This is a genomic window from Thalassospira australica (assembly GCF_044790785.1).
Lineage (GTDB): Bacteria > Pseudomonadota > Alphaproteobacteria > Rhodospirillales > Thalassospiraceae > Thalassospira > Thalassospira australica_A.
The window spans coordinates 273,057-295,205 of sequence record NZ_CP085258.1 but is presented as its reverse complement, the minus strand read 5'-3'; the positions used below and the strand labels follow the sequence as shown (position 1 = coordinate 295,205).

At 55.5% G+C, this 22,149-nt stretch carries 27 protein-coding genes; 10 read left to right on the top strand and 17 right to left on the bottom strand.

Going from position 1 to position 22,149, the window contains the following annotated elements; all coding sequences use genetic code 11:
- Positions 1-43 precede the first annotated feature (43 nt).
- The gene (locus LG297_RS01375) at positions 44-490 is read left to right on the top strand and encodes a methylglyoxal synthase (protein ID WP_297011065.1); all 447 of its coding nucleotides are present in this window, start codon (positions 44-46) and stop codon (positions 488-490) included.
- 50 nt (positions 491-540) lie between these two features.
- Here the strand turns inward: LG297_RS01375 and LG297_RS01370 are convergent, their stop codons facing one another.
- The 3 genes from LG297_RS01370 to LG297_RS01360 form a co-directional block, all read right to left on the bottom strand.
- Positions 541-1,569, bottom strand: a complete 1,029-nt coding sequence (locus LG297_RS01370) for a D-cysteine desulfhydrase family protein (protein ID WP_404424382.1) — start codon at positions 1,567-1,569, stop codon at positions 541-543.
- 158 nt (positions 1,570-1,727) lie between these two features.
- A complete protein-coding gene (locus LG297_RS01365) occupies positions 1,728-2,765 on the bottom strand; it encodes an alpha/beta fold hydrolase (protein ID WP_404424380.1) in 1,038 nt (345 codons plus the stop codon).
- 34 nt (positions 2,766-2,799) lie between these two features.
- Positions 2,800-2,934: a hypothetical protein gene (locus LG297_RS01360; protein ID WP_404424378.1), complete on the bottom strand. Its 135-nt coding sequence runs from the start codon at positions 2,932-2,934 to the stop codon at positions 2,800-2,802.
- 126 nt (positions 2,935-3,060) lie between these two features.
- Here LG297_RS01360 and LG297_RS01355 point away from each other — a divergent pair, with 126 nt between their 5' ends.
- Positions 3,061-3,507, top strand: coding sequence for a MarR family winged helix-turn-helix transcriptional regulator (locus LG297_RS01355; protein WP_404424376.1), 447 nt, complete (start codon positions 3,061-3,063; stop codon positions 3,505-3,507).
- A gap of 12 nt (positions 3,508-3,519) precedes the next feature.
- Here LG297_RS01355 and msrA read toward each other — a convergent pair whose 3' ends face one another.
- The gene (msrA, locus tag LG297_RS01350) at positions 3,520-4,224 is read right to left on the bottom strand and encodes a peptide-methionine (S)-S-oxide reductase MsrA (protein WP_404424374.1); all 705 of its coding nucleotides are present in this window, start codon (positions 4,222-4,224) and stop codon (positions 3,520-3,522) included.
- 317 nt (positions 4,225-4,541) lie between these two features.
- Between msrA and LG297_RS01345 the strand changes: the two genes are divergently transcribed.
- On the top strand, positions 4,542-5,468 hold the full coding sequence (locus LG297_RS01345; RefSeq protein ID WP_404424372.1) for an AEC family transporter: 927 nt from the start codon (positions 4,542-4,544) through the stop codon (positions 5,466-5,468).
- On the opposite strand, the gene LG297_RS01340 is transcribed toward LG297_RS01345, so the two are convergent.
- Positions 5,394-6,203, bottom strand: a complete 810-nt coding sequence (locus LG297_RS01340) for an RluA family pseudouridine synthase (RefSeq protein WP_404424370.1) — start codon at positions 6,201-6,203, stop codon at positions 5,394-5,396. The genes LG297_RS01345 and LG297_RS01340 overlap by 75 nt on opposite strands.
- A gap of 190 nt (positions 6,204-6,393) precedes the next feature.
- Here LG297_RS01340 and LG297_RS01335 point away from each other — a divergent pair, with 190 nt between their 5' ends.
- From LG297_RS01335 to LG297_RS01325, 3 genes are read left to right on the top strand one after another with little or no spacing between them, the layout of a single operon-like run.
- Entirely contained in the window at positions 6,394-7,170 is a 777-nt protein-coding gene (locus LG297_RS01335) for a DUF6134 family protein (protein ID WP_404424368.1), read from the top strand.
- Positions 7,167-7,943 carry an SDR family NAD(P)-dependent oxidoreductase gene (locus LG297_RS01330; RefSeq protein WP_404424366.1) on the top strand — a complete coding sequence of 259 codons (777 nt, stop codon included), beginning with the start codon at positions 7,167-7,169 and terminating at the stop codon, positions 7,941-7,943. Before LG297_RS01335 ends, LG297_RS01330 begins: the two co-directional genes overlap by 4 nt.
- A complete protein-coding gene (locus LG297_RS01325; protein ID WP_404424364.1) occupies positions 7,936-8,382 on the top strand; it encodes a nuclear transport factor 2 family protein in 447 nt (148 codons plus the stop codon). Before LG297_RS01330 ends, LG297_RS01325 begins: the two co-directional genes overlap by 8 nt.
- On the opposite strand, the gene LG297_RS01320 is transcribed toward LG297_RS01325, so the two are convergent.
- The 5 genes from LG297_RS01320 to LG297_RS01300 form a co-directional block, all read right to left on the bottom strand.
- Complete coding sequence (locus LG297_RS01320; protein ID WP_404424362.1) at positions 8,345-8,836, bottom strand: DUF3833 domain-containing protein; 492 nt, start codon at positions 8,834-8,836, stop codon at positions 8,345-8,347. The genes LG297_RS01325 and LG297_RS01320 overlap by 38 nt on opposite strands.
- An 85-nt stretch (positions 8,837-8,921) precedes the next feature.
- Positions 8,922-10,262, bottom strand: a complete 1,341-nt coding sequence (locus LG297_RS01315) for an MFS transporter (protein WP_404424360.1) — start codon at positions 10,260-10,262, stop codon at positions 8,922-8,924.
- Positions 10,249-11,526 carry a class I SAM-dependent methyltransferase gene (locus LG297_RS01310; RefSeq protein ID WP_404424358.1) on the bottom strand — a complete coding sequence of 426 codons (1,278 nt, stop codon included), beginning with the start codon at positions 11,524-11,526 and terminating at the stop codon, positions 10,249-10,251. Before LG297_RS01310 ends, LG297_RS01315 begins: the two co-directional genes overlap by 14 nt.
- Positions 11,527-11,533: 7 nt before the next feature.
- Positions 11,534-12,355 (bottom strand): DUF1365 domain-containing protein, encoded by an 822-nt coding sequence (locus LG297_RS01305; protein ID WP_404424356.1) that lies wholly within the window; start codon positions 12,353-12,355, stop codon positions 11,534-11,536.
- Positions 12,352-13,695: an NAD(P)/FAD-dependent oxidoreductase gene (locus tag LG297_RS01300; protein WP_404424354.1), complete on the bottom strand. Its 1,344-nt coding sequence runs from the start codon at positions 13,693-13,695 to the stop codon at positions 12,352-12,354. The genes LG297_RS01305 and LG297_RS01300 overlap by 4 nt, the downstream gene beginning before the upstream one ends.
- Before the next feature lie 211 nt (positions 13,696-13,906).
- On the opposite strand from LG297_RS01300, the gene LG297_RS01295 reads away from it, so the two are divergent.
- A complete protein-coding gene (locus LG297_RS01295; RefSeq protein WP_404424352.1) occupies positions 13,907-14,497 on the top strand; it encodes a sigma-70 family RNA polymerase sigma factor in 591 nt (196 codons plus the stop codon).
- Entirely contained in the window at positions 14,494-15,204 is a 711-nt protein-coding gene (locus LG297_RS01290; protein WP_404424350.1) for a ChrR family anti-sigma-E factor, read from the top strand. The genes LG297_RS01295 and LG297_RS01290 overlap by 4 nt, the downstream gene beginning before the upstream one ends.
- An 82-nt stretch (positions 15,205-15,286) precedes the next feature.
- On the opposite strand, the gene LG297_RS01285 is transcribed toward LG297_RS01290, so the two are convergent.
- The 4 genes from LG297_RS01285 to LG297_RS01270 all read right to left on the bottom strand — a co-directional run bounded on the left by LG297_RS01285 (position 15,287) and on the right by LG297_RS01270 (position 17,982).
- Positions 15,287-16,174: a 23S rRNA (adenine(2030)-N(6))-methyltransferase RlmJ gene (locus LG297_RS01285; RefSeq protein ID WP_404424348.1), complete on the bottom strand. Its 888-nt coding sequence runs from the start codon at positions 16,172-16,174 to the stop codon at positions 15,287-15,289.
- A 5-nt stretch (positions 16,175-16,179) separates the two neighbouring features.
- Positions 16,180-16,896 (bottom strand): rRNA large subunit pseudouridine synthase E, encoded by a 717-nt coding sequence (locus tag LG297_RS01280; protein ID WP_404424346.1) that lies wholly within the window; start codon positions 16,894-16,896, stop codon positions 16,180-16,182.
- Between the two features lie 80 nt (positions 16,897-16,976).
- Positions 16,977-17,711 carry an SIMPL domain-containing protein gene (locus tag LG297_RS01275; RefSeq protein ID WP_404424344.1) on the bottom strand — a complete coding sequence of 245 codons (735 nt, stop codon included), beginning with the start codon at positions 17,709-17,711 and terminating at the stop codon, positions 16,977-16,979.
- A gap of 16 nt (positions 17,712-17,727) precedes the next feature.
- Positions 17,728-17,982 carry a hypothetical protein gene (locus LG297_RS01270; protein ID WP_404424342.1) on the bottom strand — a complete coding sequence of 85 codons (255 nt, stop codon included), beginning with the start codon at positions 17,980-17,982 and terminating at the stop codon, positions 17,728-17,730.
- On the opposite strand from LG297_RS01270, the gene LG297_RS01265 reads away from it, so the two are divergent.
- Positions 17,956-18,630, top strand: a complete 675-nt coding sequence (locus tag LG297_RS01265) for a D-lyxose/D-mannose family sugar isomerase (protein ID WP_097051376.1) — start codon at positions 17,956-17,958, stop codon at positions 18,628-18,630. The two genes, LG297_RS01270 and LG297_RS01265, sit on opposite strands and share 27 nt — an antisense overlap.
- Before the next feature lie 62 nt (positions 18,631-18,692).
- Here the strand turns inward: LG297_RS01265 and LG297_RS01260 are convergent, their stop codons facing one another.
- The 3 genes from LG297_RS01260 to LG297_RS01250 form a co-directional block, all read right to left on the bottom strand.
- Positions 18,693-19,184, bottom strand: a complete 492-nt coding sequence (locus LG297_RS01260) for a GNAT family N-acetyltransferase (RefSeq protein WP_404424341.1) — start codon at positions 19,182-19,184, stop codon at positions 18,693-18,695.
- Positions 19,174-19,761 (bottom strand): TetR/AcrR family transcriptional regulator, encoded by a 588-nt coding sequence (locus LG297_RS01255; RefSeq protein WP_404424339.1) that lies wholly within the window; start codon positions 19,759-19,761, stop codon positions 19,174-19,176. Before LG297_RS01255 ends, LG297_RS01260 begins: the two co-directional genes overlap by 11 nt.
- Before the next feature lie 140 nt (positions 19,762-19,901).
- On the bottom strand, positions 19,902-20,852 hold the full coding sequence (locus LG297_RS01250) for a TPR end-of-group domain-containing protein (RefSeq protein ID WP_404424337.1): 951 nt from the start codon (positions 20,850-20,852) through the stop codon (positions 19,902-19,904).
- A gap of 160 nt (positions 20,853-21,012) precedes the next feature.
- Here LG297_RS01250 and LG297_RS01245 point away from each other — a divergent pair, with 160 nt between their 5' ends.
- Entirely contained in the window at positions 21,013-22,113 is a 1,101-nt protein-coding gene (locus LG297_RS01245; RefSeq protein WP_404424335.1) for a GGDEF domain-containing protein, read from the top strand.
- The last annotated feature ends 36 nt before the right edge of the window (positions 22,114-22,149 follow it).

Sequence of the window (22,149 nt, the reverse complement as noted above, 5' to 3'; positions counted from 1 at the left end):
ACCCGCCGGGATTGCCCGGATCAAGACGCAGGAGAAACCACCCATGACGCTTTCGATCGGACTTGTCGCCCACGACCGTCGCAAACGCGAAATGGCCGATTGGCTGGAAACCCACAAATCACAGTTTTCCGGCACCCGGATTTTCGCCACCGGCACCACGGGGCGCGTGCTTCAGGAACGGTTTCCCGATCTTGATATCGTGGCGCTTAAAAGCGGCCCGTTCGGCGGCGATCAGCAGCTCGGCTCGATGATTGCGCATGGCGAATTGCAGGCGATGTTTTTCTTCACCGACCCGATGACGCCACAGCCCCACGATGTCGACGTCCGGGCCCTGATCCGGCTGGCCAACATGTATGAAGTGCCGATTGCATGCAACCGCAGCACCGCCGACCTTCTGATCAGCAACCCGAAATTCGAGGAAATCTGCGAACAATATCGCGGCCATTCCCCCGAACAGGCCTTCGCCGATTACACGAACCGCAAAGTCTGAGCCTTGGGATTTTAGCTGACATGCAAAGTCCCATAGCCTGACAGCAGAATCTAGCGGCGCAGGAAATCACGCGCATAGGCATAAAGACCGGGGCTTCCGCCCGTCATAAGGAAAAGCACATTGTCACCGGCTTTATAACGTCCGGTCGCAATGTCGTCGAGCAGCCCGGCAAAGGCCTTGCCGCTATAGACCGGGTCCGTCAACAGCCCTTCCCGGTTTGCCAGCAACCGAACCGCATCAAACATTGCTGCCGTAGGGATACCGTAACCGTCTCCGAGTTGCTTGCCTGAAATATTGATATCCGTCTCATCAAGCGCACCATCAATACCCAAAAGCGCCAGCACCGCGTTTGCTTTTTCCATTGTCGATGCAATTGCATTGCTTTGCACTGCCAGCACCGAATGCGACCTGATTTGTTTGGGGTCACGGCCAAGCGCCTTGTAACCTGCCGCTAATCCGGCATGCGTGCCGGAACTCCCATTCGGAAGCACGATCTCGGTAAAATCTATTCCAAGTCCGTCCGACTGTTTGGCGATTTCAAGCGCGCATGAAGCATAACCGACACTTCCCACCGCAGAAGAACCCCCAAGGAGCGCGACATAAGCAGTCCTGCCAGCCTGCTGTAAGTCGCGGGCGCGGGCCTCGGCAAAGGCCGTTGCGTCCGCACCCGCATCAAGATGATGAATATGGGCGCCAAAAAGATCATCAAGCAGAACATTGCCGTTCCGGTCATATTCATCACCGTCGCGGGGCACCATCCGTGACAATACCAACTCGCATTTCAAACCTGCCCTTGCTGCTGATGCCGCGGCCAGACGTGCAAAGTTTGACTGGCGACCTCCGGTGGCGACAATCGTGTCGGCTCCTTGCCTCAGGGCATCACCCAGCAAAAACTCGAGTTTGCGTAATTTGTTGCCACCGCCACCGATTGACATGAAATCGTCGCGTTTGACATAAATGCCGATCCCCCTGGCAAATGCAGCGGTTGCCTCTTCAATTCCGGGAAGACGTTGAATGGGTGTTTCACCATCCAAAAGATCATAGCGCGGCAATTTTCTAAGCGAATCAGTTAGGGACATGGACACTCCTCGGTCTTCGCAACAAAACAAACGGCTGGTTCGATAACCGTTCGGCACTCGGAAATATTTCCTGCAATTCAGGATGTTCCGCAAACTACCCCGGACTGTAAAGTAGCCTCTCCGGTATGTCGCGAAATCAGTCTGTTGACACTCCGCCGTTACCAACTGGCAACTTCGAGAATGGCATCGGCAAAGTCTCCCGGCGCTTCCTGCGGCAGGTTGTGCCCGATCCTGCCCCCAAGAGTACGATGCCGGTATTTACCGGAAAATTTCTTGGCATATACTTCAGGTGCAGGATGGGGCGCGCCATTCGCTGCCCCTTCAAGTGTTATTGTCGGAATATCGATCACCGGCATGGTGGCCAGTTTTGCTTCAAGCGCGTCATATTTTGCCTCGCCCGATACTGTACCCAGACGCCAGCGGTAATTGTGGATGACGATTTCCGCATAATCGGGATTTTCAAATGATTTGGCCGTGCGGGCGAATGTCGCATCGTCAAAGTCCCATTGCGGCGATGCCAGTTTCCAGATCAGCCGGTTGAAGTCTTCCAGATTGGTTTCATAGCCGATGCGCCCGCGCTCGGTCGCGAAATAAAACTGATACCACCACGCCAGTTCGGCCTTGGGCGGAAGCGGCTTCTGATTCCCCGCCTGGCTTCCGATCAGATAACCGCTGACCGAGACCATCGCCTCGCACCGTTCCGGCCAAAGGGCGGCCATGATATTGACGGTCCGCGCGCCCCAGTCAAACCCGCCGACAATCGCCTTGGCAATGCCAAGCGCATCCATCAGGGCAATCATGTCGACGGCAAAAATCGATTGCTGTGCGTTTCTGATCGTCTCCGGTGAAACAAAGGTCGTGGGACCATAACCCCGCAAATACGGCACAATCACCCGGTATCCGGCAGCGGCAAGCTTTGGCGCCACCTCGGCAAAACTGAAAATATCATAGGGCCAGCCATGCACCAGCAGCACCGGCCTGCCGTCCTTCGGACCCATTTCTGCATAGGCGATTTTCAAATCACCTGCGGTAACGGTGTGCAGGGCGGTGAATGCGTCGGGGATCGTGCCCGCGATTGCTGCTTTGGCACTGTTTCCGAACGTCATAAACTGGCTTGCCGCAAGGGCCGCCGTCGCCGAAAGGATCAGTTTGCGCCGGTTTTTGTTGATCGGCTCAACGGGGGTGTAGTCAGTCATTCTGGGGTTTCCTGTAATGTCTGCCGCCTGAACTCTAGCGGCCAATACCGGTTGATGATGAGGCAATCGGGAAAAGCGACATGTTTGCAATGTCCTGCGGGGCGGTGTCCCACGCCCATGGCCACGCCGCGAGGGCCGCCACCGCCAGAACAATCACCATTTTACGCATCCTGCTTCTCCTTTTTAATTACCTTAATAAATATTATTACGATAATTAAATTAGACACAACCGTTTTTTATTTGATCATAATCATTATCTTGATAAATTAATTGTGATCAGAGGGAGAAACCGGACATGCGATCAGATACTGCCAGCCTGGCCGACTTTATGTGCTTTACCGTCTATTCGACCAATCTCGCCTATTCGCGGGTTTACAGACCGGTTCTTGAACAGCTTGGCCTGACCTATCCGCAATACATCACCATCATCGCCCTGTGGGAAAAGGACGCTCAGTCGATCAAAAGTCTGAGCGAAAAACTGTTCCTTGAACCCAGCACAATCACCCCGATGGTCAAACGCCTTGAAGCAATGGGTTATGTCACCCGCACCCGCGACATTCATGACGAACGCAGCGTCCTTGTCAGCCTGACCGAAGAAGGCCGCCTTCTGCGCGAAAAGGGGTTTGGATTTGGTGCGAGAACCGTGGCGGCATCCGGCCTCTCGGCCGATGAGTTCAGGGTGCTGCAAAAGGCGATTGCAAAGCTTCGCGACAACCTGATCACATCGGCGGAACAGAACTGATCATCTGGCGACTCAGTTGGTCAAAAGCACCGGATCGTCGCGATAAAGATCGGGGAAAACCTCTTTGAACTTATCGATTTTGGGCTGCTCGAACAGCGCGATATAGAGCTGCGTCGGATGGTTATAAAGATAGTTCTGGTGATAGGCCTCGGCCGGGTAAAAAACCTTTCCCGGTTCAACGCGCGTCACGATCTTGCTGCCAAAAACCCCGGCCGCATCCAGTTGCGCGATATAGTCCTGGCCGACTTTGCCCTGCGCATCATCCATCGGGAAAATGGCGGAACGATACTGGGTGCCAACATCCTGCCCCTGCCGGTCAAGCTGTGTCGGGTCATGCGCGACCGAGAAGAATATCTGCAAGAGCTGCCCATAACTCACCACGTCCGGGTCAAAAACCACCTGAACGGCTTCGGCATGGCCGGTTCGCCCGGTTTCGGTTTGCGCGTATGTCGCGGTTTTGGCACTGCCACCGATATAGCCCGAAACAACCCGCGTCACGCCTTCGACATGCTGGAAAATCCCCTGCATGCCCCAAAAACATCCCCCGGCGAAAACAGCCGTCTGGGAACTGCCGCGATCCTCTATATCCGCAACCGGCGAGGGGATCAGTGTCGGTTTGCTGATGGCAGGTGCATTGCGGATCACAACAACCGCAATCACCGCCAGCACAAGCGCGCCTGCGCTTAATATCTTCCAGCCTGTTCTGTTCCTGAACATCGAGATACCACCCAATTTAATTATCAACATAATAAATATGACAATAATTAAATTGATCTCGTAATGGCGATTTGTCCAGCCGCAAATACGCCGGGAAAACTCAAGTGTTTGTGAATGCCACGTGACATGCCGGGTCCCCCGCAGCAGCCTCAATCCGAGCCGCAAAGTATCTTTGCGAAACGGACATATCTGCATCCCGACGAATTGTTGCCTTGATGAAGCGACAAGGTTCTGAATTCATGTATTCTTTACTGGTAGGTTACCCACCAGTCGGCCTGCCGATCCAGTGCCCCAAAACAAACTGATGCGACCGCCCCATGCAACTCGCCTATGACCTGATCGCCGCCATCTTTCCGATCTTTGCCGCCATTCTGGTTGGTGCGGCACTCAAACGGTATCTGATCACCGGTTCTGACATCTGGGCCGGGATTGATCGGCTGACTTATTACCTGCTGTTACCATCGCTTCTGATTGTCGAAATTTACCGTGCCGATTTCAGTTCCGGCCACGGCGGCACCGCGGTCATGGTCACATTGGGCGCGACCCTTGCCCTTGCGGCGGTTTTGCTGCTTCTGCGCCCGCTCATCACCCGCAACACCCCGCTCTTTACCTCGATCTTTCAGGGGTCGGTCCGCTATAACAGCTATGTCTTGCTCGCCGTTGCCGATGCGCTTTATGGCAGTGCGGGCTTGGCGCTGGCGATTGTCTTTATTGCCGTGATGGTGATTGCCACCAACATGCTGGCGGTTGTAGTGCTGAATGCCTTTGCGGGCGGCAAGGGCAGCTTCAAACGCATCATGCTCGGCCTTGCGCAAAACCCGATCATCATCGCCGCCGGGGCGGGGGCGGTTCTGAATATCAGCAACATTCACGTGCCGCTGCCGATTGAAAATACCGCGGCCCTGTTCAAAACCGCCGCCCTGCCGCTCAGCCTGCTGTCGGTCGGGGCCGGATTGCGATTTATCCTCAGCAAACAGGCATTGGGCGCGATTGCGCTATCAACCACGATCAAGCTCGCCATCCTGCCGCTGATCACCGGCATTGCGCTGCATCTCGCCGGGGTGGAGGGTATGGTTCTGGCGATGGGAGTGCTTTATGCCGCGATGCCGTGCGCGGGCAATGCCTATATCCTCGCCCGGCAGCTTAATGGCGACCCCGAAGCCATGGCCTCAATCATCACCCTCGAAACCCTCCTCTCCGCCTTCAGCATCGCTGCCATCGCCGCCATACTGAGCATCAACTGACGCCGCATGCGGGGCATAGTCGCCCACGTAACCGCATGCCGAAAGCCCCGGCCGCATCAGTTCGGGCGGCGGCGCATCGACCACCACCGGATCGCGGTCGGCATGGAACGGCACAACAATCTGGCGCGACAAAAGCATCAGGGTCGGCGGCTGCCCGAACAGGGGCGGTTCATCCCCCCGGCCATAAAACGGATCGCCCAGCACCGGATGCCCGATATGATCCAGATGCACGCGAAGCTGATGCGTGCGGCCCGTATGGGGCGTTAAGGCAAGCCAGGTGATGTCACCGCCCGCTTCGTCCTTGCCGCGCCCCAGCACCTGATATTCGGTCTTCGATGGCTGTCCGTCTTCATGGACCAGCATCCGCCAGCCGCTCTCATCATTGGTCTTGCCAATCGGCGCATCGATAAAGCCGTGATCATCGGCAACCGCACCGCGCACCACCGCCCAATAGGTTTTGCCGATCAGTTTTTCGGTAAACAGGCGGGTGATCTTTTTCGATGATTTCGGATGCCGACAAAGCAGCAGGCACCCGGCCGTATCGCGATCCAGCCGGTGCGCCAAGGTCGGTTCGGGCTGAATGCCGAATTTAAGGTCAGGCAGATACGCATCGACATGGAAATAGGTTTTCGGCCCGCCATGCGATGCCAATCCCGGCGGCTTGTTCAGGACGATGACATTTGAATCGCGATGCAGAACGCTTGCGATCAGATCTTCGGCTATCGGATGGGGCATGGTCGGCCTTTCATTGTTGGCCCTGCTTTACCGCAAAGCCGGACACATCGCAATCGCCGCGCACAATCGCAGGGCACGGCAAAGCTGATCCGAACCGCATTCCCCTGCGTACCAGTCACAGCATTCCATTTTCGAAATCCGGCTGGCTCAGTCCATGATCGCCGGGGACAACAGCAGGGTACGCCACCACATGCCACGCCCGAAACCCGTTAAATATCTGCTTGCGACGCTTGCCGTTCTGGCAGTCCAGAATGCCGGTTCGGCGATGGCGCAAAACGGCGACCTTTCAGCCCTTACCCCCGCCCAGTCCGCGGGCCTTGATCACAACGCGGCCTGTCGCAACTTCGATCCGATTGCGCGATACGGCAATGAACTGGTGTTTCAGATCCGCCGCAACGATGCCCCGGTCGGCCAGCATATCGTGCGTTTCAATCGCGGCCAGGACGGTCTTCAGGTCGTCGCCCAAAGCAATATCGATATCTCGTTTCTGGGCTTTAACGCCTATAGCTTCCGCTATCGATCCGAAAGCATCTGGCAGGATGGTCAATTATCATCGCTGTCGGTCAAGGTGGACGATGATGGCGATCAAATCAGCATCGCGGCCCGGCGCGAAAAGGGGCAGCTTGTCGTCGATGGCCCCGATGGCAGCCAATCCCTTCCGCCCGGTATTTTCCCCACCGATCACTGGCATTGTGGCGTTTTGCAAACCGATCAGGTTCTCAATACCCTGACCGGCAACCCCAATGACGTCACCATATCCCGGACGGGCCGCGAATCTCTGGCTGTCGGTGGCGGAATGATCAATGCCACACATTTCACCTATGATGGCCAATTGCAGACCAACGCATGGTACGATGCCGATGGCCGGTGGGTGGGCCTTCGCTTCAAGGCGCGGGATGGATCGGAAATCACCTATCGCTGCACAAGCTGCCAGACCGACAATGCCCAAAAGGACCATCGCGGATGACCAAACATTTCAGAACCGTCTGGATCGTCGGCGCATCCGCCGGGATCGGGGCTGCACTTGTCGAAAAATTCGCAAAATCCGACGCGGATGCAAACACGACAATCATCGCATCGGCCCGTTCCGCCGATGCCCTTTCCGATCTGGCGGCATCGTCGGAAAACATCCATGCCGTGCCGCTTGATGTGACCAAACCCGATGCGGTTCGCGATGCAATGACCCTGATCGAAGACCGGTTTGGCCTGCCCGATCTGGTGGTTCTGGCCGCCGGGATTTATTCCCCGATGCCGGTCGACGATTTTTCGGCAAAATCCATCCGCGACCATTTCGACGTCAATTATTTCGGCACCGTCAACTGCCTTGAAATCCTGATCCCGAAAATGCGCAAACGCGGTTCGGGCGAAATCGCGGTTGTCGCCTCGGTCGCCGGTTATCGCGGGTTGCCAAAGGCCGGTGCCTATGGCCCGACCAAGGCCGCCCTGATCAATCTGTGCGAAACCTTGCGCGCCGAACTGGGGGAAACGGGTGTCTGTCTTCGGGTGATCAATCCGGGCTTTGTCAAAACCCGCCTGACCGACAAAAACGATTTTAAAATGCCCTATCTGCAAACACCGGAACAGGCAGCGGACTACGTTTATCGCGGCCTGACGGGCGGTAACGGTTTTGAAATCGCCTTCCCGCCGCCCTTTGTCCGGCAGCTAAAACTTGCGCGCATTCTGCCCTATGGGCTTTATTTTAAACTGATCCGCAAAGTGATGGGAAAATCCGATGGATGATGTGCCGTCAGCCAAACTTGAAACGCTGAAAGCCTATGGCGATTATTTTGCCAATCTGGGCCCGGAAACGGTTGAAAACCTGCATCATCACGTCACACCGGATTACAGCTTTACCGATCCGTTCAATACCATCAACGGCCCGGATCGGGTTTGCGCATATCTCGACAAGATGTTTCGCGACACCGAAAACCCGCAATTCACCGTCACCCATCACGCGGTTGATAACGATCTCGGTTTTCTGCGCTGGCGCTTTACGGCCGGAATTTCGGTCCTGGGGAACTGGGATGTCACCGGCATGTCGGCGGTGACGTTTTCCGATGATGGCACGCGCATTTCATCCCATGTCGATCACTGGGATTCCGGCATGGCATTTTATGCGCGCATCCCGGTGCTGGGCTGGTTTATTCGGCGGCTCGCAGCGCGGATGGCTGTTTCGTAAAGAACAGGGTGACCTCGCCGATCTCGAACCCCCATTTGCGCACCCGCGCCCGGTTCACAAGAACACCATCGCCCTGCAAAAACATCCAGTCGTCAAACGTCACCCGCCAACTACCGTCACCGACCTTCAAATCCATTTCATAGTTCCAGTTCAGCGCATTGCCGTATTGCACGCCCGCGGCCGTACCAATAATGTCATCGGCCTCCCCGCTCAGGCTGTGCTCACCGGTCTTCCGGATCGTCCATACACGGCGGTCCTGTTCACCATCGTCATACAGAAAATCTTCTTCCAGCGTCAGAACGCCATCATCGATGGTCCCGGTGATATCGACCGTAAACTGACGACGCAGTTTTCCGAACCGGTCCTCAAAAATTCCCCAGGCCCGACTATTGCCTTCGAAGTATTCAAACACATCGAAGCGGGGCTCTTTTTGCGCAAAATCCTGCGGTTTCATTGACCCACACCCGGTAACTATCAAAACCACCACAAGCGCCGTAAAAGATCGCAGCATCAGCTTTCTCCCGCAAAGGATACAAGGATCAGAAGGTGCGGCGAGCCAGACGCCGACGAATGGCAACCTGATGCGCGCGATCCAATGGAAAACGCCACATCATCCCGATTGCTCCTGCTTTCAGTACGATGGGCAGCACCGCATAGATCATGACAAGCACAACCAAAGCCGCGGAATTTTCCGCCCCCCCGTCCGTCAGGCCAAAAGCCCCCAAAATCGGCAACGCAATCCCGGCGGCCAACGCCATCGCAAGCTTGTTGGTCATGTTCCACAGCGCAAACAAAACGCCGGTCCGGCTGGCATGAAACCGGTACCGGTCCCAGTCATCGACATCGGCCTGCATCGCCGGTGGCAGCGCCAGATCCGCCCCCAATGCCGCACCGGTAACCACACAGATCACCGCAAACCCGATCCAGTCGCCAGCCGACAGAAACGGCACAAACGCAAATGCCGAAACCGCCAGAATCATCGCGACGCACCAGACGCGGTGTTTGCTCATCCGGCCCGCCAGAAACACCCAAAACGGAATGGCGGCAATGGCCGCAACAAAATACAAAAGGATCAGCGCGTTTTCCGTATCCGTATCAAGCTTCAGGTAATAGCGCACAAAAAGCGGGAAACAGACCGCGGGCAATCCACCGGCAAGACCATTGATCATCCATGCGCCAAGCAACCGCACGAACAACCGGTTATGGCGCAGGCTACGAAGCGACTGGCGAAACCGGGCGCGAAGGGAAACACCCGTCTGTTTGGCAATACGACCTCGACTATGGCGGGCTGCACTATCGGGGACCCTGACGATCAGAAGCGTAACGAAAACCGCCCCCGCAACAATGGTCATGATCGCAAGGGACCGGATTTCATCGGCCCGGCTTGCGTTCATCATCACAACCGGGATCGCCCCGGCAATGACAATACCAATCAGCCCGGCACCCTCACGCAAGGACGTGATCAATGTCCGTTCCCGGTAATCCCCAGAAAGGTCTGCCCCCCACGCCAGATAGGGCACCTGAAAAAGCGTCCAGCCAAGGAAAAGGATGCTCGCCGAAACAAAAAGATGCCAGCCGCCCGGCTGATCGGGCGGCACAAACAGCAGCCAGATCCCGATCCCGGCAATCACTGCCCCGAACCCGACCCAGATTTTGCGACGCCCTGTATAATCCGAAAGCCACCCGGCCAGCGGATCGGTCAGCATATCAATGATCCGCACCGCCAAAAGGATCGCCCCCGTAAGGGCAAGCCCAAGGCCAAGATCATCGCCATAATAGCTTGGCAGCAGGACATAGGCCGGAATGGTCGGCACGGCGGCCGCCATTGCTGGCAGCGCATAGTAAATTGCGGTTTTGCGGGAGCGATCAGCTTGCGGCATTTTCGGGATGTTCGATCACAAAGAACCCGACATCGATCGACCCTTCGTCAAACCCGGTTTCGCAATAGGACAGGTAATATTCCCACATCCGTTTGAAACGGATATCAAACCCCTGCTCGGCAATGCTGTCCCAGCCATGCTGGAAACGGCGCTGCCATTCGGCCAGTGTCCGGGCATAGGATTTGCCGAAAAATTCGGAATGACGCAGCGAAAGACCGGCTTCGTCGATGGCCTTGCCAAGCGCCTCTGGCGAGGGCAGCAAACCACCGGGGAAAATGTAACGCTGAATAAAATCGGCACCCTTGCGGTAACTTTCGAACCGGTCATGATCGATGGTGATGATTTGCAAAACCGCCTTGCCGCCCGGTTTCAACCGCTTGCGGATCATGTCGAAATAGACCGGCCAGTGTTCTTCGCCAACCGCCTCGAACATTTCAATCGAAACGATCTTGTCGAACTGCCCGTCCTGATGGCGATAGTCCCGCAATTCGATTTTTGTGCGATCCGAAAGCCCCATCGTCAGAAGACGATGGCATGCATAAACATGTTGCTCACGTGACAGGGTCAGTCCTGTGACATGGCAACGGTGCAACCCGGCCGCCATTTCGGCAAAACCGCCCCAGCCGCACCCGACTTCAAGCACCCGTTCCCCCGGTTGCAGGGATGCAAGGTCGCAAATCCGGCGATATTTCGCATCCTGTGCGGCTTCAAGCGTCATATCCTTGCGGCGATAAAGACCCGATGAATAGGTCATCCCCGGATCAAGCCATTCCTGATAGAACCGGTTTCCAAGGTCATAGTGATAGGCAATATTGCGTTTTGATCCTTCGACCGTATTGGCATTGCGCAAATGCCCGATCCGGGCAATCACGCGCGAAATCATGCCGCCCGCCAAACGTGCCCGCACGATATTTTCATTAAGCATCGCCACCCGCATAACCTTGGTAAGGTCCGGGCTGCTCCAGGCACCGTCCATATAGGCCTCGGCAAAGGCAACATCGCCCCCGGTCGCAAGCCTGCGGATCGCCTTCCAGTCATGAATATGCAGAACGGCCCGGATTTCGGCTTGCTCCTCCCCGGTAAACTGCAACGTATCCCCATCGGGCAAAACAATCGTCAGCCGGCCGTAATGCAAATGCGCCAGAATGCGTTTCAGCATGATTTTCAGCACATTGCGACTTCCGGTCATGCCACCAATCACGGGCAGGAACCTGTCACGAAACGGGCGAACAATGGTCGAAGAGGATCGATTGCGTTCCGGCATTTCCTGATTACCTTTTTGCGGCTTCGGCCGTCTGGCTATTGGCTGCGAACACGTAAGTCACATCATGTGCTGGCGGCTTTGGACGTTTATGGAACTTCATGCCTTTGCGCCACAGATGCAGCGCTTCGTAATGAATGCCCGCCACCACCTTAAGCGTCATCAGCGGATAGCGAACAAAAGCCATAAACAGATTACGATCAGAAAGGGCGGTTCGATCACCGACAAAGGCCGCATTCAGAAATGCGCCATCCTTGTCGGTTTCACGAATGGCAACCGCGACCTTTTCGTCTGGCATGCAAATGCGGAAATGATAATCGGCCTGCATATCGATGAAGGGCGACACATAAAATCCCTTGGCACAGCTTTGACGCAGCACGCCTTTTTCATCAATCGCATCAGTGCCTACCGGGATCAGATAGCTGTGCCGGTCCCCGAATGTATTGGACACCTCGTACAGGACCGCCCCCACCGAACCATCCGCCCGATGACAGAAATAAACCGACAGCGGATTGAAAACGAAGCCCAGAATGCGCGGATAACACAGCAATTCGATCCGATGCGCACAATCGTCAAGATCGTGCTTGTTCAGGATATCTTCGATACGTTTGCGGATATCCCCGTGCCCACGATCAGCATGATCACGGTCATGGAATGAAAACAGGTTGAACCGGTTGCGGCTGAACAGTTTCAGCGACCCGGCCAAGCCATCGATTTCATCAAGATCGAACAAAAAGGAAAACACCCGATAGCGCAATTTATGATCGCGCGGGCGAAGGCGATGATGCATCACCGATCCTTCAAACAGGGCGGACTTCCATGTACCTGTCATTCGGCAGCTTCTTTTTGCGGGATACTGATTGGCCCCAGATGAATGCGACCGCTTTCATTTTCAACATTCCACGGGCGACGAACACCGCCCAATGCCTCCGCGACGGCAAGGCCCGACTGAATGCCGTCCTCGTGGAAGCCATAGCCAAAATAGCTGCCGCAATACCAGACGTTATCCTGCCCCTGAATGGACCAAAGCCGTTTCTGCGCATCCATTGCCGCCGCATCAAAAACCGGATGATCATACAGGAAGGATCGAATGACACTGCCCTCACGCGGCGCGCGCGCCGGGTTCAGGGTCACAAAAAGCGGCTGCCCTTCGTCAAGATGCTGCAACCGGTTCATCCAATAGGTCACACAGACTTTCTGTTCCCCGTCATGCTCTTCGGCAAGGTAGTTCCAGCTTGACCAGACCTTGCGGGTTTGGGGCATCAGGCTGTCATCATTATGCAGGATCGCCAGATTGCGCTCATACTGAAACGCCGACAAAAGATTACGTACCGCTGGCGCCGGATTGGCCTGAAGCGCAAGCGCCTGATCACCGTGACAGGCCAGAACAACATGATCGTAGTCCGTCCGTTCGCCATAGCGGTTTTCAATGAATACGCCCCCCTTGCCATTCGGTCCGACATGGGCAATGGCGCTATCAAGGATCACGCCACCGGAAATATCCTTGATCATCTTGCCGACATACTGACGCGATCCGCCAACAACCGTGCGCCATTGCGGCCGGTCCTTGATCTGTAAAAGCCCGTGGTTCTGACAGAACCGGACAAACGCCGCCAACGGGTAATCCATCATCGTATCGACGGGGGTGGACCAGATCGCGGCCCCCATCGGCAACAGATGATCATTGATAAAGGATTTCGAATAACGATTGGCTGTCAGATAATCACCAAGGCTTTGCGTTTCCGCCTGCCCGGTTTCAAGCGCAAGCGGTGCCTCGCGGTAAAACCGAAGGATATCGCGCACCATGCGCCAGAAACGCGGGCGGAAAATATTGCGTTTCTGCGCAATCAGCGATGCCAGATCCGATCCACCATATTCCAGCCCGCCCTTGTCCATCGAGGCGGCAAACGACATATCGGTCGCCGCCGTTTCAACACCAAGATGGTCAAACAGGGCACAAAGATTGGGATAACAACGGGTATTATAGACGATGAAGCCGGTATCAACCGGTGTTTGCCCCGCATCCACGGTATTCGAATGCCCGCCGGGACGGTCATCCTTTTCATAAAGCGTGACATTGTGGGACTGACTAAGCAACCAGGCCGCCGACAGGCCGGAAATGCCCGAACCAACAACAGCTATATTGAGTTTCCCCGATGATCGAAGCGTCATATGTGCCGCGCCTGCTTGCAGTGTTATTGTTTGAACTACATATGATTACGCATGACATCAATTTACGGATCACTGCATAACAACGAATGCTGATAATTGTAAGTAATTGGCAGAAAACGTACAATTTCGTTTGATCCAAAATTTTCCGGCCGACGTATGATGATCCATGAACACGATCATGGCGCGGCCCCGCAGGGGACCAGAAACGAAAATGAGCGGCACGACAAGATCAAGGCCCGGTCCGGCTGACCCCGCCGAGGCGAAAAGATGTGCCAGCTGGATTGTTGCGGTCGCGGCGACGCAGGACCGCGAAGCTTTTGCACAGCTGTTTGCCCATTTCGCGCCAAGGGTCAAAGCCTACATGTTCCGGTTCGGCGGCAATTCCGAAAATGCCGAAGAACTCGCACAGGAAGCGATGATGCAGGTCTGGCGCAAGGCGCATCTGTTTGATCCGCAAAAGGCCGCCGCCAGCACATGGATTTTTACAATTGCCCGAAACCTTCGGATTGATCGTTTCCGGCAACGCAAACATATCGAAGTGGACGATTCCGATCCGACGCTGATTATCGACGATAGCCCGCTTGCCGACGAAATCGTCGACCGGGATGAACATGCCGTTCTCGTCAAATCCGCGATGGAAGAACTGCCCGCCGATCAGAAAGTGGTTGTTGAATTGTCGTTTTTTGAAGATCTCTCGCACAGCGAAATTGCCGAACAGCTTGATATTCCGCTGGGCACCGTCAAATCGCGGTTGCGGTTGGCCTTAACCAAACTTCGTGGTGGATTGGAGGGTGTAGCATGAATATCAAACATCACCCGACAGACCAGACATTGATGGATTACGCCAGTGGCAAGATGTCGCAGGCAATGGAATTGCTTGTGGCAACGCATATGACACTGTGCCCGAAATGCCGTGCAAAGGTCGCAGAATTCGAGGCACTTGGCGGTGCGGCGCTCGAAACGGCAAATGTCATGTCAATGGATGCCCATGCGCTTGACCATGTCATGGCAATGATCGAACGCGAAACCGCCAACGAAAACCGGAATGTGGTTATACGCGAAATGCCGTTGACCCGCCGGGTTGCGGTTGGCGAAAGCATTACCGGCAGCGCCATTCCATCCGTTCCGCGTCCGTTGGCAAACCTGTTACCCGACGATGTTTTGTCACTCGAAGACATTCCGTGGAAAACGCTGGCACCGGGCGTAAAGCATTACCAGCTGAAATCGATCGAAAGCAAAGGCACCGTGCGACTGATGAAAATCGCACCGGGCGTCTCGATCCCCGATCACGGGCATCACGGCCATGAAATGACCCTGTTGCTTAAAGGGTCCTATATCGATGAAATCGGCCGGTTCCGTGCCGGTGACGTCGCCGATCTTGGCAATGATGTCGATCATCAGCCGATTGCAGACACGGCCGAAGAATGCATCTGTCTGATCGCGACCGATGCCCCGATGAAATTCAACCGTTTGCTGCCAAAATTGCTGCAACCCTTCATCGGCATGTAAGAAAAACTGCGTCCCAACGCAGAAAGGCCGCTGACATCAGATGTGTCAGCGGCCTTTTCATTTGGCATTCCGGAAACTGACTTTATTGCGACGGCACCAGCCAATGTGTCCGGTGGGTTGCCGGGCCGGGCAATTTGACGGCATCGCACAGCCACTGTCCGATTTCGTCAAACTGCTGGTCAAACCCGTAAGGCGGATTGATGATCATAAGTCCGGTCCCGCGCATCCGCCCCTTTGCCCCGCCCTGATTGGTCGAAAGCTCTGCACACAGCACACCGCCCTTGGCTTTGATCCGGGCAAAGTTTTCACGCAGTTCCGCATCAAATCCGGCCTCAAGGATCGGATACCACAGCATGAAGATGCCGTTTTCCCACCGTTCCCAGGCGCGTTTGATCGAACTCGCCGCCTTCTGATAGTCCTGTTTGACGTCGTAACTCGGGTCCATCAGGACCAGACCGCGCCGAATGGCGGGCGGCATCATGCCAACCAGTCCCTCATACCCGTCACGCTTGTGCAGGTGAATACGCGGATCGCGTTCAACACTGTATTCCAGCAGGTCATATTCACGCGGATGCAATTCCATCAGAATCATTTCATCATGATCGCGCAACAATTCGCGCATGATAAACGGCGACCCGGGATAAAACGGCCCCTTCAGGTCATCATCCTCGAACACGCCATAGTCTCGACCATGGGCTATCGGATCGAAGGCAGCAATCTGATCCAAAAATGATTGCATCTGTTTGGGAGGATTGGCTTTTTGCTGTACCGCGGCGATACCGTGTTTCCATTCACCGGTTTTGGCCGATTGGCTGCTGCCCAGATCGTACCAGCCCGAACCGGCATGGGTATCGATCACGCAAAACGGTTTTTCCTTCTTGCACAGATAATCAAGGATCATCCGCATCGCGGCATGCTTGTGAATATCGGCAAAATTGCCCGCGTGAAAGCCGTGCAGATAGCTCAGCATTGCCTTTATCCTTTGGGTGCGCGTGGCTTGCCACCGCGTGACTGTTTTGGGTTGCGCGACTTTTGCGGTCGTGCAGACCGGAATGTATTTTTACCGTCACCCTCGGTACGGGGCCGCCGGTTGGCCTGCATGTTCCCGGGCAGGGGTTTGACCTGAACCGGGCCGGGCTCGGGTGCCTTGACCTCGATCATCTGCCAGTCACCGGGCGCCAGATTATCCAGCGTCCAGTCACCAATCGCATAACGGATCAGACGCAAGGTCGGAAATCCCACCGCCGCCGTCATACGCCTGACCTGCCGATTGCGACCTTCGGTAATGCTTAGTTCGATCCAGCTTGTCGGCACCGATTTGCGAAACCTCACCGGCGGATCACGCGGCCAAAGATTTTCGGGCTCCCCCATCAGGCGCGCACGCGCCGGTCGGGTCATGCCGTCTTTCAGCTCGACCCCGTCACGAAGGGCGGCAAGGGCTTCGTCCGTCGGTTCGCCTTCGACCTGAACCCAATAGGTTTTCGGCTTTTTGAATTTCGGGTGGGCGATCTGGGCATTCAAGGGCCCGTTATCGGTCAGCAGCAGCAATCCTTCGCTATCACGATCCAGCCGCCCGGCGGCATAGACACCGGGCAGATCGATAAAATCGGCCAAAGTCGTCCGACCGTTTTCACGGTCGGTAAACTGGGTCAGAACACCATACGGCTTGTTAAAAAGGATAAGCTGCGCCATGCGCCGCATAGAACCATTTTTGCCAGACAAGTCAACCGGGCAAGTCGCCCTGACACGTCAACAGGTCCGGCCGAATAGGATCAATCCTCGATCAGATATTCCATGGTGGTGACAACACGCACCGTTTTATTGATCTGCTGGCTTTCCATGGTGTTCGGCGCACCATCGGCCGGAAGAATCTGGAACAACCCTTGCGTCGCGCGGCGAATGCCGCCCAGATGACCACCGGAATCGGTGGCAAATTGCTGTGCGCTTTCACGCGCATTGGCCGTGGCTGCGGCAATCATTTCCGGTTTGATGTCGTTAAGTTTGGTGAACATGAAACTCGGACCGGGGTTATAACCCTGCCCGCCCAGAACGATCCCGCCCTGAAGCAATTTGCCGATATCCTGCGTTGCCCCAACGACGGCCTCGACATTGTCGGTGCGGACCTGAATCGTCTGACTGACGATATAACGGCTTTCAATCGGACCGGAACGATAGGATTGCGCAAGCTGATCGGTGACCTGAAGGCTTTGCAGTTCGGTCATGTCCTTGGTGATGCCATGCGTTTCAAGAAACGCCAGAAGGGCCGTTGTATCGCTCTCGATTTTGGCCTGCGCATTTTGCAAAACATCATCGGTCGCGACATAGGTAATCGGCCACACCGCACGATCCGCCACCACATCGCGTTCGGCCAAACCCTTGACAGTGACAAACCGGTCAAGGGATCGCATGTCCGCAAGCCCCTTTCCCACCAGCCATCCGGCACCGGCAATCCCGGCACTAACCACGATTGCGGCAACGAATTTTGCAAATCCCGACGATGACGACATGCCCGTGTTTCCTTGATTATTGCTGTTCAGCTGAACGCATAGCTTTTTCTTTCAACACCTTATCAAACGGAACAAAATCGACAAAATCAGGGCAGTCATTTTGCAGGTTTGCAAAATCATGCATCAGGCATTTGAATGCATTCAAATTGGGTCGCAATCCGTAACCGATCATGCTAAAAGCCAGCAACGCCTGCGCTTCGCGCGGCCAATCATTCAAACATGCAAACGCTTTACGAGGTCGTCCATGCGCCGTTCCGATATCAATGCTCATATCACGCATGCCAAGGAACTGTTCGAGTCCATTTCCTTCAAGCTGCCCTTCTGGGGGCATTACTCCCCGGCGCAGTGGGATGCCGAGCCTGATCTTGCGAAATGGTGCCGCGCGCATCAGATGGGATGGGACGTCACCGATTACGGCGAAGGCGATTTTGCCCGACGCGGCCTGATTCTGTTTTGCCTGCGCAATGGCATCCTGCGCCAGCCGGGCGAAGTCCCCTATGCCGAAAAGATCATGATTGTCGGCGAAAATCAGGAATGCCCGTGGCATTACCACAAGGTCAAAATGGAAGACATCATTGTGCGCGGTGGTGGCAATCTGGTGATCGAACTGACCAACCTGACCGAAGATGGTAAAATGGACATGGTCAATGACGTGCATGTCCGCACCGATGGCAAGCTCAATATCCTTCCGGCCGGTGGCAAGGTCGTGCTCGAACCCGGCCAAAGTGTCACCCTGCCGCGCACGCTTGTGCATCGCTTCTATGGCGAAGAAGGCAAAGGCCCGGTGATCGTTGGCGAAGTATCGCAGGTCAATGACGACCTTGCCGACAACTACTTCTTTGATTGCGACGCCCGGTTCAGCGAAATCGAAAACGATGTCGCCCCGATCCATCCGCTATGGAATGAACTGGCCGGATAAGGTCACAAATCAACGGATATGCACCCCCCCGGCAGTGCAAACTGCCGGGGGTTTTTCCTGTATCAGCCGCGTTCGAACCGTTGCAGGCCGACCGTACCGGACCAGGGATCGGACTCCTCGTCGGCAGTTAGCCTGAAACCGAAATCCTCATAGAGCTTGCGCGCAGCATCCAGTCCGGCAAAGGTCGTTAGCCAGACCTTGTCATAGCAGTTTTCGCGCAGAAAAATGTCAGCCCGATTCATAAGTTCACGGCCCAGCCCCCGGCCCCGCATGGCGTCAGACGTGATGAACCACCGCAAATGCACCCCCGATGTGGCAAGATCGATACCGTCAAGCGCGATGGCACCGGCAAGATTACCCATGCTGTCATATGCCGCGACAAAGAAATCACGTTTTGCGTCAAACCGGGGAAAAAACGCCCCCATATCAAGGGCAAGGCGGGTTTCGAACTGCAACCCGAAATTCCAGTGCGGTGTATAATATTGCATGTGCAGATCAATGATCTGACCGATCACACCCGGTCGATAACCGTCAAAAACAATATCACCTTTCACGGCCCCCTCCATCCCGACCGGCCGCAACGGCAAGGCATGCGATCTCGCGCGCGGCATCGCTGCCCAGCACTTCGTGCATCACCAGCCGCTTCCAGACCAGTGCAACAATCGTTTCATTCACGGCCGCCGCCGAAACAGTTCCCGGCCCGGCGTTCGCGGTTTTGAACGCGCTCACTAGGTCGACCACGATTGGCGCACGACCGATCACAAGTCCGGTACGAAGCGCATTCCGGATCGCTTCATTCTGCGCGGCTTCACCAATCAGGCCTGACAGAATCCGACCGGCCGGGGTCGTCTCGTAAAACCGGAAAAGCTGTTCAAGAAGTGCTGCCAAACCGGTTTCAAGCGATGCGTCGTGACGATGGAACGCTTTTGTCAGAACATCGCGATCAACCAGATCGTCATAGACCTCCACAAACAGATCAGCTTTTGACGGCCACCAGCGATAGATGGTTTGTTTGCCGCAGCCGGCCTCGGCAGCAACCGCATCGATGCTGGTCGAATGGTAGCCTTGCGCAACAACAAGCCTGCCCGCTGCATCAAGGATCGCCCGATGTTTTTCCACTGAACGCCGCATGGTGTTCCTTCCACTGATCAACACCAATCTCTAACAAGACGAGACGTCTCGTCAATATCAAAATCGCAAACAGGCACGATGTCCCAGCCATCCGCTATGAGACGCAGGCAGACAGGCCCAAGGGTTGATCGGAAGGTTTTCTATCCGGCGGGTGTGGGGCTTTCCGGACTGCCAAGAATTTCGGCAAATTCCGGCAAATCACGAAGCGATTCAAATTCAACCTCGGTCCACGCCGGTTTACGCATCGCATCCGAAAGGGCCACCGCACGCTGCAAATCGGCAAGGGCGGCTTCCGGATAACCCAGCCCTGCATTGGCGCACGCACGCTGGTAATAGCCGTTGGCATTATCAGGCGCCTCGGCCAGAAGCCGGTTGCACAGGCTAAGCGCCCAGTCGCGATCTCCAAGCTGAAGCGCGGCATCGGCCTTATAGGCCATGACTTCCGGATCGCCCGGCGACAGTTCAAGGATCTTGTCGTAAATCTCGATCTTGGACCGCGGATTGGTCACCTTGTTCGCCTGAAGCCAGAAGGCATGAATGGTCTGGGTGTTTTCGATTTCCTGCTGATGATCGTTGATCACCATGCTTTTCTGGCGCAGTTCGTCTTCAAGCGCGCTCAGACGTGTCTCAAATTCCTCGGACAGGCGACGCAATTCCGTATCGGCAAGGTTACGGACACTTGATTTAAGCTCGCGCAGTGACTGCCAACCCAGCATGGTCAGAAGCGCACCGACCGCGGCCACGAAATAGAAGAAATAGGTCACGGTGTTAGAGGAATAGGAAATCGCCTTGTCGATAGCCTCAAGCTGCCGGTTGACGACCTCGCGCAGCAATTCGGCGCGCATGCCCTGCATTTCGGTCCGAAGCGCCTTTAACTCGTCAAGCACATAGCGTTCCATAAGCGGCGGCATATTGGTGCGCTCATTTGCTTCAAGCGGACGAAAATCGACCGGTGGCAAAGTATCGCCAGACGAGGTTTCAGATGGGGCAGGTGCCGCCCCCATGCCTTCCTGTGCCAGAACCGGCGATGAAACCAGCACCGCCATCGTCATGAGGATACCGGCAACCATGCGCTCAAACCGTAACGTCATTTCCTGCTGCTTCCCTGTTTCTTTTTTAATGGATCGGTTTTGTCTGATGCGCCTTTGTAACCCGGCTACGACCATGATCCAAATCAACGTTATGCTTGGACTGTAACGGTATATTGCCCTTGCCAAAACATACATTTTTTGGAAAGTCGCGCAGGTATCGATGATTGAATACGACACCGACCCGGATCGGGCACAGCAATTGTCAAACGCAGCCCTTGCCATAATGGCGGAACTGGGTGTTGTCTCGCATCCGAACAATTTCACGGTCTTTTTCAATTACCTGTCCGGTAAAGAACCTGATCTCAAGCAGACGATTGATATCCTGCGCAGCAACAATCGCGAATTCGATGAATTGCAATGCCGTGATCTTTTCACCCGTTTTTTTGACACCGTGAATGAACGCGAAATCGTTGCCCGCATTACTGACGATTTGCGCAATCAGTTGATGTCGGTTCTCGAAACCGTCCGCAATGCCGGGATTGATACCCGTGCCTATGGCGAGGCGCTTGACCATTTCTGCGAATATATCGGCGACAAGGATTTCACCAATCTGGAACAGGCGTTAAAAACGCTGCTCGGCGCCACCCGCGATATCGAAGGCGTGAACCGTATTCTTGAAACCCGGCTGGATAAGACCTCGACCGAAATATCGAAACTGCGCCGCGATCTGGAGGCCATGAAGCGCGAGGCCATGACCGACTGTCTGACCGGCATTGCCAACCGCAAGGCGTTTGATCTGCAATTGCGCGATTGCGCCATGCAGTCGATGGAAACCGGACAGCCGCTTAGCCTGCTTCTGATCGATATCGACCATTTCAAGACATTCAACGATACCCACGGTCATCAGGCCGGCGATCAGGTCATTCGACTGATGGCCCGGACCCTGCAACAGAACGTCAAGGGCCGCGATACCGCCGCGCGCTATGGTGGCGAGGAATTTGCCGTCATCCTGCCGATGACCGGGCTTGGCTGCGCGCGCCAGCTGGCCGAACATATCCGCCACAATGTCGAAACCCGCACCGTCATCAGCCGAACCCGCCATCAGGAACTGGGCAAGGTCACGGTATCAATCGGCGTCAGCACGTTTGAATTTGGCGAACCGCTTGGCCGTTTCATCGAACGCGCCGATCAGGCGCTTTATCTGGCGAAGGCCAAGGGCCGTAACCGGGTCGCGACCGAACGCCAGATTGCAGACGGGAACAAGGCACCCCGGACATCCGATATCACCGCACCCGAACCCAAAAAGCAGCGTTATGCCTGACAGGCACTGACAGAACATCAATTTATCCGTATAAGG

What these genes read in the sequence shown, in the direction of transcription:
- LG297_RS01280 (WP_404424346.1), bottom strand. Translation starts at nt 16,896, where the DNA reads ATGGCGCAGCTTATCCTTTTTAACAAGCCGTATGGTGTTCTGACCCAG.
- LG297_RS01275 (WP_404424344.1), bottom strand. Translation starts at nt 17,711, where the DNA reads ATGTCGTCATCGTCGGGATTTGCAAAATTCGTTGCCGCAATCGTGGTT.
- LG297_RS01370 (WP_404424382.1), bottom strand. Translation starts at nt 1,569, where the DNA reads ATGTCCCTAACTGATTCGCTTAGAAAATTGCCGCGCTATGATCTTTTG.
- LG297_RS01340 (WP_404424370.1), bottom strand. Translation starts at nt 6,203, where the DNA reads ATGCCCCATCCGATAGCCGAAGATCTGATCGCAAGCGTTCTGCATCGC.
- LG297_RS01265 (WP_097051376.1), top strand. Translation starts at nt 17,956, where the DNA reads ATGCGCCGTTCCGATATCAATGCTCATATCACGCATGCCAAGGAACTG.
- LG297_RS01295 (WP_404424352.1), top strand. Translation starts at nt 13,907, where the DNA reads ATGAGCGGCACGACAAGATCAAGGCCCGGTCCGGCTGACCCCGCCGAG.
- msrA (WP_404424374.1), bottom strand. Translation starts at nt 4,224, where the DNA reads ATGTTCAGGAACAGAACAGGCTGGAAGATATTAAGCGCAGGCGCGCTT.
- LG297_RS01255 (WP_404424339.1), bottom strand. Translation starts at nt 19,761, where the DNA reads ATGCGGCGTTCAGTGGAAAAACATCGGGCGATCCTTGATGCAGCGGGC.
- LG297_RS01320 (WP_404424362.1), bottom strand. Translation starts at nt 8,836, where the DNA reads ATGAAACCGCAGGATTTTGCGCAAAAAGAGCCCCGCTTCGATGTGTTT.
- LG297_RS01360 (WP_404424378.1), bottom strand. Translation starts at nt 2,934, where the DNA reads ATGCGTAAAATGGTGATTGTTCTGGCGGTGGCGGCCCTCGCGGCGTGG.
- LG297_RS01305 (WP_404424356.1), bottom strand. Translation starts at nt 12,355, where the DNA reads ATGACAGGTACATGGAAGTCCGCCCTGTTTGAAGGATCGGTGATGCAT.
- LG297_RS01345 (WP_404424372.1), top strand. Translation starts at nt 4,542, where the DNA reads ATGCAACTCGCCTATGACCTGATCGCCGCCATCTTTCCGATCTTTGCC.
- LG297_RS01300 (WP_404424354.1), bottom strand. Translation starts at nt 13,695, where the DNA reads ATGACGCTTCGATCATCGGGGAAACTCAATATAGCTGTTGTTGGTTCG.
- LG297_RS01310 (WP_404424358.1), bottom strand. Translation starts at nt 11,526, where the DNA reads ATGCCGGAACGCAATCGATCCTCTTCGACCATTGTTCGCCCGTTTCGT.
- LG297_RS01335 (WP_404424368.1), top strand. Translation starts at nt 6,394, where the DNA reads ATGCCACGCCCGAAACCCGTTAAATATCTGCTTGCGACGCTTGCCGTT.
- LG297_RS01325 (WP_404424364.1), top strand. Translation starts at nt 7,936, where the DNA reads ATGGATGATGTGCCGTCAGCCAAACTTGAAACGCTGAAAGCCTATGGC.
- LG297_RS01290 (WP_404424350.1), top strand. Translation starts at nt 14,494, where the DNA reads ATGAATATCAAACATCACCCGACAGACCAGACATTGATGGATTACGCC.
- LG297_RS01315 (WP_404424360.1), bottom strand. Translation starts at nt 10,262, where the DNA reads ATGCCGCAAGCTGATCGCTCCCGCAAAACCGCAATTTACTATGCGCTG.
- LG297_RS01250 (WP_404424337.1), bottom strand. Translation starts at nt 20,852, where the DNA reads ATGACGTTACGGTTTGAGCGCATGGTTGCCGGTATCCTCATGACGATG.
- LG297_RS01285 (WP_404424348.1), bottom strand. Translation starts at nt 16,174, where the DNA reads ATGCTGAGCTATCTGCACGGCTTTCACGCGGGCAATTTTGCCGATATT.
- LG297_RS01245 (WP_404424335.1), top strand. Translation starts at nt 21,013, where the DNA reads ATGATTGAATACGACACCGACCCGGATCGGGCACAGCAATTGTCAAAC.
- LG297_RS01355 (WP_404424376.1), top strand. Translation starts at nt 3,061, where the DNA reads ATGCGATCAGATACTGCCAGCCTGGCCGACTTTATGTGCTTTACCGTC.
- LG297_RS01365 (WP_404424380.1), bottom strand. Translation starts at nt 2,765, where the DNA reads ATGACTGACTACACCCCCGTTGAGCCGATCAACAAAAACCGGCGCAAA.
- LG297_RS01375 (WP_297011065.1), top strand. Translation starts at nt 44, where the DNA reads ATGACGCTTTCGATCGGACTTGTCGCCCACGACCGTCGCAAACGCGAA.
- LG297_RS01270 (WP_404424342.1), bottom strand. Translation starts at nt 17,982, where the DNA reads ATGAGCATTGATATCGGAACGGCGCATGGACGACCTCGTAAAGCGTTT.
- LG297_RS01330 (WP_404424366.1), top strand. Translation starts at nt 7,167, where the DNA reads ATGACCAAACATTTCAGAACCGTCTGGATCGTCGGCGCATCCGCCGGG.